Here is a 14,614-nt window from a genome sequence, read left to right on the forward strand (position 1 = left end):
CCCGGATACACCCCACGTCCCCCGGCCGCACCCGGAACTGTCCAAAGCTGTCCGAACCTGTCCGAAGCAGATGAAGTCGTAGCATACGGAACCCTTCCTTCGGCCTCGGCAGGCACTCCGGAGGCACCGCTGTCCGAAAACGGGACAGCACCACGGCCGGACTTGATGACGGGACATCAGGCCACGACGGGGAGGGCAGGCCCGTGAGGGCGTCACAGGTCCAGCTCCGCCCGGACGACCTTGCCGGGGCCGCCGCCCCTCCGGGCCGTCACACCCCACCGCGAGGCCAGCGCGTCGACCAGGAACAGCCCCCGGCCGCTCTCCGCCTCGCCCTCGGGTACGGCCGGGTCGACCCGCGGCCTGCGGTCGGCCCGCGTGTCGGTGACCTCGATGCTCAGGGTGCCGTCGGCGGTCAGACTCAGATCGAGCCCGAAGTCCCGCCCGGGCACCAGCCCGTGCGTGACGGCGTTCGCCGCCAGTTCGGCCACGATCAGCGCCGCCGTGTCCGAAGCGGAGCTGCCGTACGGGACGCCCCAGGCGTCCAACTGCTGCACGGCGAACCGCCGCGCGAGACGCGCCCCTCGCGGGGTCGCACTGAGACGCTGACTGAACACACGTACGGTAACGGGGTTCGCTACGTGGGGGTGCGGTGACATGCCCTCACATTTGCGCCCTCGCCCGCCCGTTGACCAGGGTTTCGAGGTGTACGCAAGGTCGGCGTACACGTTCCGGCTGTGGACAGTACACCGGACTCCTGGTCACCCTGGGTGAGTTGAGCCGACGCGTGCAACACCCCGGCGAGAGGTGCCCCGGACCATGGCGGAACACACCCAGACCAGCGAACCCGAACCCTCCGACAGCCTCAAAGGGTTCGGGGAGGTCGTCAGAGGCTTCCGCGAACGCGCCGGGCTCACCCGCGACCAACTCGCCCCCGCCGTCTGCTGCTCCAAGCACACCATCACCTCCATCGAGACGGGCCGCCGCTTCCCGCCACCCCACTTCGCCGAACGCGCCGACCAGGCGTTGGACGCCTCCGGCATCATCGTCCGCGCGGCCCGGCACCTCTCCCGGAACCCGGGGCTGGCGGCGTGGTTCCGGATGTGGGCGAAGCTGGAACAGGAGGCCATCAGCCTGTGCATGTACGAATGCCTCGCCGTTCCGGGCCTGTTGCAGACCGAGGCGTACGCACGAGCCGTGCTCCGGAGCTGTGTGCCGCCGCTCAGCGGCGAACAGGTCGAAGCCCGGGTATCGGCGCGTCTCGATCGCCAACGCCTGCTGGGCGACATGCCCAACACCGCGTTCAGCTTCATCGTGGAAGAGGCCTTGCTCAGGAGGAACACGGGTGGACCAGGTGTCACGCGTGACCTCATCGAGCACCTGCTCGCCTGCGTCCAAAGCTGGAACGTGGAGCTTCAAGTGGTGCCGTTGGAGCGTCCGGATCATGCCGGGCTGGAAGGCCCGATCAGGCTGCTGGAGACCCCCGATCACCAGTGGTTCGGATACTCCGAAGGGCAACGCACCGGCCAGCTCTTCTCCGACGCAAATGAGGTCAGCGTTCTCCAGATGCGGTATGCAAAACTGCGTTCACAGGCTCTCACTCCCGAAGATTCCGTGAGCCTGCTGGAGCAGATGCGAGGAGCACTATGAGCACCAGCGAGCTGGCCTGGTTCAAGAGCAGCTACAGCGGTTCACAGGGCGACAGTTGCCTCGAAGTCGCCGTCTCCTGGCGGAAGTCCAGCTACAGCGGGGGTGACGGCAACGAGTGTGTCGAGGTCGCCGCCTGCCCCCACACCATCCACATCCGGGACTCCAAGGACACGTCCGGCCCGCAGCTCGCCGTCACGCCCGCCGCGTGGTCGGCGTTCGTCTCCCACACCGTCGCGGACTAGCACGCAGGGGTCGAACTCCCCTGCTCGTCAGGCCAGTTCGCGGTCCCACCACCAGTCGATGGACGGCAGGCCCAGGGGGTCCAGGCTGCCGTCGACGGGCGCGTCGGCCCATTCGATGACGAGGTCGTCGTCGGCCGGGTCGGGGGTGTGACCGAGGCTGAGGTAGCGGGGGACGCGCAGGCCCCACTCGGCGTTGCCGCGGATGCCGTGGCACAGCCCGTCCAGGTAGCCCGCCAGCTCGGGACCGGCCGACGGGCGTACCGCGTCGAGGAGTTGGCGGAAGCGATTGAGCACTCGGTCGCGTACGGCCGTGGCCGCGTGGACGGCGTCCTGGAGGTGCAGGTCGCGTTCGCGGGCCAGCACGGTGAAGATGTTCTGGTCGCACTGGCCGCCCGCCACCTCCTTGTGGAGTGAGTGCCGGTCGTTGTCGAGGGCCGCGACCGTGATGGCCATCTCCGTCAGCGCGCGGACCGCGGGCCGGTCCAGGTCCCGCCCTGGGATGTCGACGCCGTTCGCGATCTCCCAGAGGGCGAACGGTGGTTCACCGCCGGCGGCGAGGACCCGCATGGCGAGGTACTCGTCCAGGCCCGGCAGCCGTCCCGCCGCCGCGTTGCCGATCTGCCAGGACACCCCGGACAGCCACGCGCGCTGCGCGGCGGCGAACCGGCGGAACGCGACGGGCGAGCCGAAGCCGGCCAGACGTGCGCCGATGTCCCGGATCGGTGCGATGAACCGTTCGTCATCGCCGTGCGCGCCCGGCGACTCCAGCGCGCGCTGCACGCGCCCCGCCAGTCTGGTGAACTCGGCCGGACGGGTGCTGAACCATCCGCTGTCGCACCGCACATCGTCGAAGGCGAAGCCCCAGTAGACCCACAGCGACGAAGCCAGCAGCCGGTCGTCGTCCGCCGCGTACGGCTGGAAGCGGGCGCAGAAGTCCGTGCTGTGGGTGGCGACGACCCACGCGCGCTCCTCCGCGGTGGCGCACATGCCGGACGCCTCGATCCACTCGACCGCGCGCTGTTCGACCTGGCGGACCCGTGGATGGATCGCGGGTTCGAAAGGGGCGTGGATCGGGGGCAGTTCCAGACCGACGGGCGGTGCGGTCATCAGCAGCTCTCACTTCCCATGTCTCGGACCTGACCGGGGCTCCGCGCAGCACGTCATCGGGCGTACGGGGTCCCCGGCACCCCATCCTGGGCGCACCCTGCCCTCGTACCGTTCCGCGCTCACTCGCCTGCCGCGAACCTCCCACGTTCGAGGGAACGGTGAACGAACACGGCGCGCGTCCTCCGTGTCGGTGCCCGCTGCCCGGAATGTCGTTCTCACACGTTCACTGCCATGGCTTCCCCGCCGCGGCACGACCGCTGAGGAGGACGGCGCCCTGCTGTACGACACGCACGACACCCATGACGCCGACGGCACGGACGGCGCACGGCCCACGGGCCACGAGCTCGCCACGTACCCCGTCGACAGCGCGCTGGAGTGGGTCCGGGGCCTGGTCGGGCCCGTGCTCCGGGAAGCCGTCGGCGCCCTTCCCGAACCCGAACGCCGGCTCGTCGGCTACCACCGCGGCTGGTGCGAGGCGGACGGCAGCCCGCTCCCCCAGGACCGGCCCGAGCGCGGCGGCAAGGCCGTACGCCCCGCGCTCGCGCTGCTCGCAGCCGCTGCTGTCGGCGCTCCCGCGCGGGACGCCGTACCGGCCGCCGTGGCAGCCGAGTTGGTGCACGACTTCTCCCTCCTGCACGACGATGTGATGGACGGCGACCCGTTGCGCCGGCACCGTCCTGCCGCCTGGACCGTCTTCGGGGTGCCCGCCGCGGTGCTCGCGGGCGACGCGCTCCTCGTGCGCGCCGTCGCCTCGTTCGCCGCTCTGCCCGTCTGCGTACGGGCGCCCGCCGTCGCCGAACTGTCGGCCGTACTGACCCGGCTGCTGGAGGGGCAGAGCCAGGACATCGCCTTCGAGGCGCGGCGCGCGGTCACCGTCGAGGAGTATCTGACGATGGCCGACGGGAAGACCGGCGCGCTGATGGGCGGCGCGTGCGCGGCCGGTGCCGTACTGGGCGGTGCGGGGCCCGAACGGGCGGGCGCGCTGCGGGACTTCGGGCGGCATCTGGGCGTGGCCTTCCAGTGCGTGGACGACCTGCTCGGCGTGTGGGGCGACAGCGAACGCAGCGGCAAACCCGTCGGCTCGGACCTGCGCTCCCGGAAGAAATCGCTTCCCGTGCTGACCGCGCTGTCCGATCCGGGCCCCGAGGGCCGGCGGCTGCACGAGCTGTACCAGCGGCCCGAGCCGTTCACGGACGACGAACTCCCCGCCGTGGCCGAGCTGATCGAGCGGCTGGGCGGGCGCCGGCGCACCCAGGAGGAGATCACCCTCCAGCGGGACACGGCGCTGCGCTGCCTCGACCGCGCGGACCCGGACCCTGCCGTACGGGCCCAACTCGCCGCGATCGCGGCGCGGATGACGCGCCGCGACCACTGAGCCGGACGCCCGGGGGCGGCGCTCCGCCGTTCAGGTGGAAGGGGCCGGGTCGGACGCGACGTGCTTGCCCTCGCGCCGCGCCTCCCCTTCGATTTGAACCGGTAGAAACCAACTCGTAAGCAACTCATCACTGTTATCAGGAGGAACCATGGCATTCAGCCCCGCGTCGGCGCGCAGCGCCCTGCGTACCGCCACCGTCTCGGCCGCGGCCGCGGCCCTGCTCATGACGGGTGCGGCCTTCTCGTCGGCCAGCGCGCACCCCGTACCGCCCGGCAGTCCGCAGTACGGCAGCCAGCCGTACGCCACGGGCGGCGGATCGGGCGCCTTCCAGACCCCGTTCGGCTACATCTCGGGAGGCATGCAGGGCGGCTTCTGAGCACACCGGTTCCTCACCGGACAGACGGCGGAGCATGACGGGAGGGGCGGACATCGTGTCCGCCCCTCCCGCCGCTTCTGTCGTCTCTGGCGTCTGTCAGCGGTCCGTCAGCGTCGCAGGGTGCGGGCGCTGAGGCCGAGGACCAGCACGATGCTGGCCGCGATCACCGCGACGTCCCGTACGAACACGCCGGTGATGCCCTCCCGGTGGGCCACCTCGTCGGCGGCCTGCACCGCGTACGTCATCGGCATCACCTTCGACAGCAGCGTGAACAGGCCCTGCATGTCGTCCCGCGGCACGAACAGCCCGCACATCAGGAACTGCGGCAGCACGGCAACGGGCAGGAACTGCACGGCCTGGAACTCGTTCCGGGCGAACGCGCTCACCAGCAGCCCCAGCGCCACGCCCAGCAGCGCGCCCAGCACGGCGACGAGCATCAGCAGCCAACTCGGGCCCTGCACCCGCAGATCGAGCGGCCCGAGCGCGAGCAGCGTGGACAGCACGGCCTGCACCACGGCGACCGCGCCGAACGCGCCCGTGTAGCCGAGGATCAGATCCATCCTGCGGACCGTGAGCGTCAGCAGCCGCTCCGCCGTCCCCGTGATGCGCTCGCGCAGCGTCGAGACGGAGGCCACCAGATACATCACGATCAGCGGGAAGACCCCGAACATCTGCGGGCCCACCCGGGAGAACGCCGCCGGGTCGGAATGGAAGATGGCCTTCAGGATCGCGAACAGCATGCACGGGATGCCGAGCATCAGCGCGATGCTCCCCGGGTCCCGTACGAGCTGCTGGAGAATCCGCTGCGTCGTGGCCACGGTGATGGCCGGGGAGAACGGCAGCCGGCGCCGCAGCGCCTTCGCGGGGTGGAGCCGGTCGTACGTCAGCTCGCTCATGTGATCACCTCACGGGCTCCCGGCACCATCTCCTTGCCGCCCTTCTCCATGCCGCCCGCCGCCTCGTCGACGAGCTGGAGGAACGCCGTCTCGACATCCACCGCGCCGGTGCGCGCCAGCAGTTCGCGCCGGCCGGACGCCGCCAGCAGCCGCCCCTCGCGCATCAGCAGCAACTGATCGCAGCGGTCCGCCTCGTCCATCACATGGCTGGACACCATCAGCGTGGTGCCGGCGTCCGCGAGCCGGCGGAACACGGCCCAGATCTCCCGCCGTACGAGCGGGTCGAGCCCGACCGTCGGCTCGTCCATCACCAGCAGATCCGGATCGCCGAGCAGCGCCACGGCCAGCGACACCCGCGAATACTGGCCGCCCGACAACCGCCCCACGGGCCGGTCCGCGCACCCCGCGAGCCCGACGTCGTCGATGACCCGTACGACGGCGCTCTCCTTGCGCCAGCCGGTGAGTTCGAGCGCCGAGGCGAAGTAGCGGAGGTTCTGCAGCACCGTCAGATCCCGGTACACGGACGGCGCCTGCGTCACGTACCCGACCCGTGAACTCAGCGCCGCGTCACCGGCCGGCCGCCCGAGCACCTGCGCGTGTCCCCCGGACATCGGCTGACTCCCCACCAACGTCCGCATCAGCGTGGTCTTCCCGCACCCCGAGGGGCCCACCAGTCCGGCGATGCTCCCCGGCGGGACGGTGAACGTCACCTCCCGCAACACCGCCCACGCCCCGCGCTGCACACGCAGCCCGTACGCGGCGACGGCGGGCATCACCTCCGGCACGCAGTCACCCATCACACCCCTCGCTCCTCGAACCCCGGCACTAATTGACACTCAGGGTAAGGAAGTTATCACCTGGCGTAACCCCAACCACCCAGGCAAAACCCCGCGCTCCCCACACCTGTCACTCCGACCGCCGCCACTCCGGTGAATTGGCGGCTGTTCTGCCGGGTCAGTCGCAGGCGAGTTTCTGGCGGGCTGCTTTTGTGTATTGCGTGGTGAACTTCTGGATGTCGGCGCGGCGTTGGGGGACGTCTTCGGTGACGCTGTCGTCGACCGAGACCTCGACGATGAGGTTCGCGGGGCCCTTGCCGCCGCAGGGGGTGGTGACCAGGGCGCTCTTGTCGCCGAGAGCGCCCTTGCCCGGGAAGGGGAGGTCCGTCATTTTCTCGCGGTGCGTGAACTGGTAGCTCACGTCCCGCGACATGGGATCGGCGGCTTTCTCATCCGTCCCGGTGAACGTGAGGAACAGCGCCGCCGTGTCGTCCACGCTCACTTTGCATTCCGCGCGCCGGGCGGGCGGCGTTTCGCCGGTCTGGCGCAGCTGTTCGCCGTCGGGCAGCAGCGGGGCGACGGCGCTCTCCGCCACCGGCATGCCGCAGACGGACTTCGGGACGGCGTATTCGCGGCCGTCACCGCCGCAGCCGACGGCCGTCGCCGCCAGGACGGCGACGACGGCGGGCAGTCCGGCTCGCCGGAGCGCGGTCCTCATTCCTTGTCCCCCGCGATGCCCTCGGCCTTGTGGTTCCCGTCGTTCGCGGACGCCTCGATCTTGGAGTAGACGCCCTGGTCGCGGGAGTATCCGGTTTCTCCTTGCGCCCAGCGGGAGTTGACCTCGTACCAGCGGTCGGCCAGCGAGTCGAGGTGGCTCTTGCGCTGCCGGTAGGTCTCCTGGTTGTCGGACGTCGCCGCGTCGTTGATGCGGTGCGTCTCGTTCTCCTGCCAGTCCGTGGTGACCATGAAGGCGCCCCGGTCGACGATGCCGCCCACTCCGGGAATGAAGCTCGCCGCCGTGCCCAGGCCGTGGTACGTCCAGTTCTTCTTCCAGCCCAGGTCCTCCAGTTCGGCTCCGGTCTTGTCGCCGATGGCCTGGTAGCGGGCCTCCTCGAGGAAGCCGACCGTGCGTCCCGCGCGGTCGAGGCTGTCCTCCGGGTTGGCCGTCTCGGTGTGGAAGTCCTTGACCATGGCGTAGTTCATGCCTTCGTTGAGCATGCCGTACGCGTTCTGGTCGCGGGAGACCTGCTTGGAGACCTCCATGAGCTGCTGCTCGTCGAGCGGCCTGTCGCCGCCGGCGCCGCCCATCGTCTGGTGGACGGTGTCGCCGTGGCTGATGAGGACCTTGGCCATGTCGTCGCGCATCTCGCCGGGGAAGTTGTCGCCGCGCGCGGACAGATGCGCGAGGGAGTTCTCCAGGACGGCGCGCTGCGCAGCGGTGTGCTCCGGCGGGTTCGGCTGCGGGTTGTCCGGGTCCTGCCCCGTGGCGCCCGCGACCAGCGCGTCGCCGGTCGCCTCGTAGACCGCTTTCGGACCCTTGTAGTCGTCGCGGGATTCGCCGTAGCCGTCCGCGACGACGTCGTTGAACGCGGGCCGGTCCTTGAGCACCCACTGGGAGTTGTCCTGCGGCTCCTTCGTGCTGAAGAAGTCCGTCGCCGCGTCCGGGTTGTGCGAGAGGCCCTGCATGAAGCCCGTCATGGGGTCGGTGCCGGCGTCGTTGTCGTCGCCGGGGTGCAGCGGTCCCGCCTTGGAGTACGAGGGCATCTTGTCCCAGGGCAGTACGTTCTTCCGCTCCTGGCCGCCGGGGCCCGGGTCCCGTACGTCGCCGGTGTTCTCCTTCTCGTACTTCACGAGCGCGTCCCCGTAGTCGTTCAGGAACCCGCCCTCGTACTTGCCGTGCCGCATCAGGTTGCTCATCACCTGGAAGCCGCGGATGTTCTTGTGGTGCTCGGTGCCGCCGACGGTCTGCGGGCCGAGGTCGACCGCGCGGTCCTTCCAGCTGTCCATCGCCGTGGACTCCGAACGGGACGCCGTGCCCAGGGTGCCGCCGAGCTCCTTCTCCAGGGTGCCGAGCAGCTTCATCCGCTCCGCTTCGGTGCCCTGGCCGCGGCTGCCGGCGCCGGCCCGCCACGCCTCCATGTCGACGGCGCCGGCGAAGAACTTCATGGTGCGTTCCGGGCCGAGGGTCGTGGCGACGCGCTCGGCGAAGACGGGCTCACTGCCGTTCTCCTTCAACAGGGTGTTCAGCCTGTTGAGTTCCGTGTTGGTGAGCTTGGCCGGGTCCTTTCTGGCCAGCTCCACGGCTTCGTTGGAGTCCTTGATGGACTTCTGCGCGGCGTCGAAACTGGAGAAGCCGGTGGCGTTGAAATCGTACTTGTCGGCGGCGAAGAATCTGAGCGCGCCCGCCGCGGTGCTGTCGGTCTCCGCCGCGGCCTTGAGGACGGCTTCCAGATCGGCGACGACCGCGTCGATTTCGGGCTGTTTCGGCTGCGGGTCGGCGCCTTCCCGGGCGCGGACGACGCCCTTGGCGTCCACATGGATGTTCTTCGGCGCCCTGTCGACGACGTCACGCAGATCCTGCTTGTGTTTCTGTAGCTTCGTGTGCGCGCCGTCGAGAATGGTGTGGATGTTCTTGGCGGCGGCGTGGGTGTCCTTGAACTCGCTCGCCGTCTTCGTCACGAATTCCTTCGTGACGGTGGCGTTCTTCCCCGCCCAGTCGGCCGACTTGGCCTTGCTGTCGAGATCCGCCGAACTGGCGTCGCCGTCACCGCCGTCGGCCAGTTTTCCCAGCTTCTCGGCCATCCACTTCCAGTCGGCGACGGCTTCCCTCAGCTTTCCCAGCCGGAGGTCGTTGAGCTGCTGATACGTCACCACGTCAAGCCCCCGTGTGTCACTTGAGGTAGTCGTTGATGCGCGAGACGGTCATCGCCTCGCCCTGCGCGTTCCGCATCCCCGTCACGACCTTGGCCTCGTCCTTGGCGTGTGCGCCGCGGGTGTAGTCGAGGTGGTTGGAGATGTGGGCGCACGCCTCCTTGAGCGTCCCCAGCTTGGTGTTCCAGGCGTCGTGCAGTTCGGTGAGTGCCGAGCCGGCGTCGAGGCCGTCGTTGAACAGCTCGACGGAGGCGTCGAAGGTGTTCTGCCGGGCGTGGTCGCCGACGGTGGAGAGCCGTTCGCGGAGGCCGTGCGCCATGTTGCCCAGTGCGCCCAACTGGTCGTCGTGGACGACCAGATCGCCGTTGCCGTTGCCGCCGCCGGAGCCGTTGCCGCCACCGCCGCCCGGGTCGGCCAGCTGGTTCAACCGCATCCGCGTCGCGCCGGACCCGCCGTCCGCCGCGGCACGACCGTCGTCAGGAAACCCCATGTCATCCCCCGGATCATGGCGAACATTCTGTGAAGCGCCGTGCTCATTCCTGTGGCTGAAGAGTACCCAGGGGGCGGGAAGGCACCGGGTGAACTCCCGGGCGGTGACCGGATCGTGACCGTCCACTCCCGCACCCGCCCGAAGAGACGGCAGCCCTGTGACCGTGTCCCTGTCGTGTCACCGTGGTGCCGGTCCTGTCACCGTCGCCCCCGCACTTCGCTGCTGCACAGTGCCTTGTGACAGCGTGGCGTGAACAACGATCTTCGACCGCTGGGGGAGTTCATGCCCTTCGTACGCGCGCCTTTGGGCCGGCGCAGACTGCTGGTGATACTCGGCTCGTCCCTCCTGTGTGTCCTGCTGGCGGTGGTGGTCACACAGACTGTCGTCGGCGGGGACGGCAAGGACGGCGGACAGGGGAACGGAGGCTCCGTGTCCACCGCCGCCGAACCGCTGAAGGGCCTGGAGGGCAAGGCGGCGGCCGCGCCGGCACGCAAGCCGTTGCAGAAGGAATCAGGGCTCTACCCGCGGGCCGTCCGGCTGCAGCACAGCGGCGACGCCAACGGCCGCATCCTGGCCTCGAACGTCACCTTCCGGGGGAAGGACGGCGTCGGCGTCATCCACGAGAGCACCGACAACGGGAAGACGTTCAAGGAGATCGGGAACGTCGCCGACCCCAAGGGCGCCGGCGGCAAGGGCCAGTGCTGCACCACGCTGTACGAACTGCCGAAGCAGATCGGTGACATGCCCGCGGGCACGCTGCTGTGGGCGGACTCGCCGGGCCAGACCGAGAAGCCCCGCAAGATGTCGATCCGCGTCTTCAAGAGCACCGACCACGGGCGCAACTGGTCCTATCTGTCGACCGCCGCGACCGCGGGGAGCGAAGAGGGCCTGTGGGAGCCGGAGTTCTCGGTCGACGCGCAGGGCAACCTCGTGTGCCACTACTCGGACGAGACCGACCCGAAGCACAGCCAGAAGCTGATGGCCGTACGCACCTCGGACGGCAAGAGCTGGAACGGGCGGCACGCCACCGTCGAGAGCACCCAGGAGCCGGACCGGCCGGGGATGCCCGTGGTGCGGAAGCTGCCCGACGGCAAGTACGTGATGGTGTACGAGATCTGCACGCCCGGCGGGAAGTACGCCTGCGTCGTGCACACCCGTACGTCCCGCGACGGCTGGAACTGGGGCAAGCCGTCGGACCTGGGGACCCGTCCGGAGACCGCCGACGGCCACTACTTCGCCCACGCGCCGACGCTGGCGTGGGCCCCCGAGGCCGGCAACCCGCAGGGCAAGCTGATGCTCATCGGGCAGGTGACGCGCGACCGGAACGGCAAGCCGAACCCGGGCGGCGAGCGCACGTTCTGGACCAACAGCAAGGGCGGAGAGGGCGCGTGGCAGCCGAAGCGCGCGCCGGTGCGGGTGAACTCCGGCAAGGAGGACTCCTGCGCCAACTACAGCAGCGCGCTGCTGCCCGGCAAGGACGGGAAGAGCGTGCTGGAGGTGGCTACGGACACCGTGGACGGGGCCTGTAAGCCGTTCTACGCGTCCGGTCCCGCTTAATCAAAGGGTGTGGTGCGTCGTGACGTTCGTTGAACGAACGTCACGACGCACCACCCTGGGCGTAAATCAGTGGGTGCCGATCGCGGGGCTCGACTCATCGCGCTGGTGCGGGATTTCACCTCCCGGTTCCATGGGCGACGTGACCTCGTCGTCCTCGCGATGCGACTTGCCGATGTGATTGAAGAGCAGGTTCAGCACGATCGCCGTCACACAGCCCGTGGAGATCCCCGAGTCCAGGATGATCTTCGCGCTGTCCGGGAAGGCGTGGTAGAACTCCGGCGCGGTGATCGGGATGATGCCGACGGCGAGCGACACAGCGATGATGAGCACGTTGTTGTCGCGGTCGATGCCGGACTTCACCAGCGTCTGGATGCCGCTCGCGGCGACGGAGCCGAACAGGACGATGCCCGCGCCGCCCAGTACGGGCTGCGGCACGGTGGCGATCAGTGCGGCGGCGACGGGGCAGAGGCCCATCAGGATGAGGATGCCGCCGCCCGCCGCGACCACGAACCGGCTGCGGATCCTGGTCATCGCGACCAGCCCGATGTTCTGCGCGAAGGCGCTGCACATGAAGCCGTTGAAGAACGGGCTGACGAACGAGCCGAGCGTGTCGGCGCGCAGGCCCGCCGCGATGGTCTTCTCCCCCGACGGCTTCTCGACGATCTCGCCGAGCGCCAGCATGTCGGCTGTCGACTCGGTCATCGACACGAGCATCACGATGCACATGGAGATGATCGCGGGCAGCGCGAACTGCGGCGCCCCGAAGTGGAACGGCTCGGGGAAGCCGACGACGTCGGCCTGCCGCAGCGCGGAGAAGTCCGTGATGCCGACGGGTATCGCGATGAGCGTGCCGATGACCAGACCCAGCAGGACCGCGATCTGCTTCATGAAGCCGGTCGTGAAGCGGCGCAGTATCAGCACGATGACGAGGGTGACGGCCGCCATCGCGATGTTCTTGCCGGCGCCGAAGTCGGGTGCCTTCGCGTCGCCGCCCTGCGCCCAGTTGAAGGCGACGGGCATCAGGGAGATGCCGATGAGGGTGATGACCGTACCGGTGACGACCGGCGGGAAGAACCGCACCAGTTTGCTGAACACCGGCGCGACGAGGAAGCCGAGCGCGGCGGCGATGATGGTCGCGCCGAAGATGACGGGGAGCGCGTCCTCGGGCCCCTCCGACTTGTTGATGGCGAGCATGGGCGCCACGGAGGCGAAGGTGACGCCGTTGACGAACGGCAGCCGTGCGCCGATCCTCCACACGCCGAGGGTCTGCAGCAGCGTCGCGATGCCGGCCATGAACAGCGAGGCGCCCGTGAGGAACGTGAGTTCCTTGACGGACAGTCCGACTGCCGCGCCGATCACCAGCGGCGGTGCGACGACTCCCGCGTACATGGCGGCGACGTGCTGAAGTCCGGTGGTGGCGAGCTTCCCCGCCGGCAGTGACTGGTCGACGGGGTGCTTCTCCGTACGGACGCCGTCCTGCGTGGCGCCGTCGGCCCCTTCCCCGGTGTCCGGGGTGTCGGGGTTGCTGCCGTCGTCCGGTGGTTCTCCTTGCGAGACGAACCTGGGCTTTGAGGCCACAGCGGTTCCTCCTGTCGTTTTCCAGTGCCGTCGTTGGCACGCGCTTCAGGGAGGTGGTGCGTGGGGGGGGGGGTGCGGAAGAGCAGCCGTACCGGGTACGGAGCCGTGCGCCGGATCTGCGCGGGACCGCTCCCGGGGGTGCGGCATGGGCCGTGCCCCCGGGAGCGGCGCCCCAGCATCCCGCTCGGCTGCTGGGGCCCCGGCCGGGAGCCGTCCCTCCCGGCCGGAGTCTGTGAACTGCCGCGTCGCCTCAGCCCGTTCGGCCGTCCGGCGCCCCGTGGCGGGGCGGCGGCCCGAGGGGCGTCAGCTGTCGGCGGCGATGCGGGCGAGCCGCTGTGCCTGATCGCGCGCGCCGCGCGCGATGCCGTCCTCGTCGGCGGTCGTGAGGTGCCCGTCCTCGACCACGGGGCGGCCGTTGACGAGCGACAGGGCGACGGGCGCCGCCGCGCCGAGCACGAGGGCGGCGACCGGGTCGGTGATGGAGGAGTGGCCGATGCCGTCGAGCTTCCACAGCACGACGTCGGCGAGCTTCCCCGCCTCCAGCGAGCCCGTCTCCTGCCCGCGGCCCAGGACCTGTGCGCCTCCGTGGGTGCCGAGGCGCAGTGCCTGCCGTGCCGTGAGCGCCTTCTCCCGGTGCGGGCCGAGCCGGTTCACGAGCAGCGAGTTGCGCAGTTCGGTGTGCAGCTCGCCGGACTCGTTGGACGCCGTGCCGTCCACGCCGAGGCCGACCGGTACGCCGGCCGCGAGCATGTCGGGAACGCGTGCGATCCCGGCGCCCAGGCGGGCGTTGGAGGAGGGGCAGTGGGCGACGCCGGTGCCGGTGCGGGCGAAGGCGGCGATGTCGGAGTCGTTCATGTGGACGCAGTGCGCCATCCACACGTCGTCGCCGAGCCAGCCCGTGGACTCCAAGTAGTCCGTGGGGCCCATGCCGAAGAGTTCCTTGCAGAAGGCCTCCTCCTCGACGGTCTCCGAGCCGTGGGTGTGCAGCCGTACGCCCTTGCGGCGCGCCAACTCGGCGGCCTGCTTGAGGAGTTCGGTGCTGACGGAGAACGGCGAGCAGGGCGCGACGCCGATCCGCAGCATCGAGCCGTACGACGCGTCGTGGTACGTGTCGATGGCCTCCTCGGTCGCGGTGAGCGCGTCCTCGGTGGTCTCGACGGCGAAGTCCGGCGGCAGCCCGCCGTCCGAGGTGCCGCGGTCCATGGAGCCGCGGGTGGGGCTGAACCGTACGCCGAGTTCGCGCGCCGCCCTGATCTCGGCGCCCAGCAGGTCTCCCGTGCCGCGCGGGAAGACGTAGTGGTGGTCCATGGCGGTGGTGACACCGCCGCGGACCATCATGCCGAGGGAGCCGCGGGCCGCCGCGTACACCATATCCTCGTCGATGCGCGCCCACACGGGGTAGAGCGCCACCAGCCAGTCGAACAGGTTGGAGTCCTGGGCGAGTCCGCGCGTCAGCCACTGGTAGAAGTGGTGATGCGTGTTGACCAGGCCGGGTGTGGCCAGGTGCCCTGTGCCGTCGACGCGCCGCACGACGTTGTCGAGCCCGGCGGGCGCGGGGCCCGCACCGAGGGATTCGATGCGGTTCCCGGCCACCACGATGTGCCCGCCTGTGTACTCCGTGTCCTGTGCGTCCACGGTGGCCACGGCACAGTTCTCGATGACTGTGCGCTCGGTGCGAACTGCTGCGTCTGTCATGGGT

General features: G+C 69.9%; 14 protein-coding genes. 5 read left to right on the forward strand and 9 right to left on the reverse strand.

Annotation, left to right across the window (positions count from 1 at the left end; translation table 11 throughout):
* Nucleotides 1-212: 212 nt before the first annotated feature.
* Nucleotides 213-656 carry an ATP-binding protein gene (locus AC3AGO_RS09390; RefSeq protein WP_487819689.1) on the reverse strand — a complete coding sequence of 148 codons (444 nt, stop codon included), beginning with the start codon at nucleotides 654-656 and terminating at the stop codon, nucleotides 213-215.
* A gap of 160 nt (nucleotides 657-816) precedes the next feature.
* Here AC3AGO_RS09390 and AC3AGO_RS09395 point away from each other — a divergent pair, with 160 nt between their 5' ends.
* Together AC3AGO_RS09395 and AC3AGO_RS09400 are read left to right on the forward strand one after the other, a co-directional pair.
* Nucleotides 817-1,647, forward strand: coding sequence for a helix-turn-helix domain-containing protein (locus AC3AGO_RS09395; RefSeq protein WP_487819690.1), 831 nt, complete (start codon nucleotides 817-819; stop codon nucleotides 1,645-1,647).
* Complete coding sequence (locus tag AC3AGO_RS09400; RefSeq protein WP_487819691.1) at nucleotides 1,644-1,889, forward strand: DUF397 domain-containing protein; 246 nt, start codon at nucleotides 1,644-1,646, stop codon at nucleotides 1,887-1,889. Before AC3AGO_RS09395 ends, AC3AGO_RS09400 begins: the two co-directional genes overlap by 4 nt.
* Nucleotides 1,890-1,916: 27 nt before the next feature.
* On the opposite strand, the gene AC3AGO_RS09405 is transcribed toward AC3AGO_RS09400, so the two are convergent.
* Entirely contained in the window at nucleotides 1,917-2,996 is a 1,080-nt protein-coding gene (locus tag AC3AGO_RS09405; RefSeq protein WP_487819692.1) for a terpene synthase family protein, read from the reverse strand.
* Between the two features lie 184 nt (nucleotides 2,997-3,180).
* Between AC3AGO_RS09405 and AC3AGO_RS09410 the strand changes: the two genes are divergently transcribed.
* The gene (locus AC3AGO_RS09410) at nucleotides 3,181-4,371 is read left to right on the forward strand and encodes a polyprenyl synthetase family protein (RefSeq protein ID WP_487819693.1); all 1,191 of its coding nucleotides are present in this window, start codon (nucleotides 3,181-3,183) and stop codon (nucleotides 4,369-4,371) included.
* 148 nt (nucleotides 4,372-4,519) lie between these two features.
* Nucleotides 4,520-4,747 carry a hypothetical protein gene (locus tag AC3AGO_RS09415; protein WP_487819694.1) on the forward strand — a complete coding sequence of 76 codons (228 nt, stop codon included), beginning with the start codon at nucleotides 4,520-4,522 and terminating at the stop codon, nucleotides 4,745-4,747.
* Nucleotides 4,748-4,854: 107 nt separating this feature from the next.
* Here AC3AGO_RS09415 and AC3AGO_RS09420 read toward each other — a convergent pair whose 3' ends face one another.
* From AC3AGO_RS09420 to AC3AGO_RS09440, 5 genes are all read right to left on the reverse strand, one after another.
* Entirely contained in the window at nucleotides 4,855-5,643 is a 789-nt protein-coding gene (locus tag AC3AGO_RS09420; RefSeq protein ID WP_487819695.1) for an ABC transporter permease, read from the reverse strand.
* On the reverse strand, nucleotides 5,640-6,440 hold the full coding sequence (locus tag AC3AGO_RS09425) for an ABC transporter ATP-binding protein (protein WP_487819696.1): 801 nt from the start codon (nucleotides 6,438-6,440) through the stop codon (nucleotides 5,640-5,642). Before AC3AGO_RS09425 ends, AC3AGO_RS09420 begins: the two co-directional genes overlap by 4 nt.
* A gap of 157 nt (nucleotides 6,441-6,597) precedes the next feature.
* Entirely contained in the window at nucleotides 6,598-7,137 is a 540-nt protein-coding gene (locus AC3AGO_RS09430; RefSeq protein ID WP_487819697.1) for a hypothetical protein, read from the reverse strand.
* Nucleotides 7,134-9,293, reverse strand: a complete 2,160-nt coding sequence (locus tag AC3AGO_RS09435; protein WP_487819698.1) for a hypothetical protein — start codon at nucleotides 9,291-9,293, stop codon at nucleotides 7,134-7,136. Before AC3AGO_RS09435 ends, AC3AGO_RS09430 begins: the two co-directional genes overlap by 4 nt.
* Nucleotides 9,294-9,309: 16 nt before the next feature.
* The gene (locus AC3AGO_RS09440; RefSeq protein WP_487819699.1) at nucleotides 9,310-9,780 is read right to left on the reverse strand and encodes a hypothetical protein; all 471 of its coding nucleotides are present in this window, start codon (nucleotides 9,778-9,780) and stop codon (nucleotides 9,310-9,312) included.
* Nucleotides 9,781-10,062: 282 nt separating this feature from the next.
* On the opposite strand from AC3AGO_RS09440, the gene AC3AGO_RS09445 reads away from it, so the two are divergent.
* Nucleotides 10,063-11,337, forward strand: coding sequence for an exo-alpha-sialidase (locus AC3AGO_RS09445; RefSeq protein WP_487819700.1), 1,275 nt, complete (start codon nucleotides 10,063-10,065; stop codon nucleotides 11,335-11,337).
* Nucleotides 11,338-11,403: 66 nt separating this feature from the next.
* Here the strand turns inward: AC3AGO_RS09445 and AC3AGO_RS09450 are convergent, their stop codons facing one another.
* Nucleotides 11,404-12,915 carry a nucleobase:cation symporter-2 family protein gene (locus tag AC3AGO_RS09450; protein WP_487819701.1) on the reverse strand — a complete coding sequence of 504 codons (1,512 nt, stop codon included), beginning with the start codon at nucleotides 12,913-12,915 and terminating at the stop codon, nucleotides 11,404-11,406.
* 303 nt (nucleotides 12,916-13,218) lie between these two features.
* Nucleotides 13,219-14,610: an 8-oxoguanine deaminase gene (locus AC3AGO_RS09455; RefSeq protein ID WP_487819702.1), complete on the reverse strand. Its 1,392-nt coding sequence runs from the start codon at nucleotides 14,608-14,610 to the stop codon at nucleotides 13,219-13,221.
* Nucleotides 14,611-14,614: the final 4 nt, after the last annotated feature.

It is taken from the genome of Streptomyces sp. BL1 (assembly GCF_057628045.1).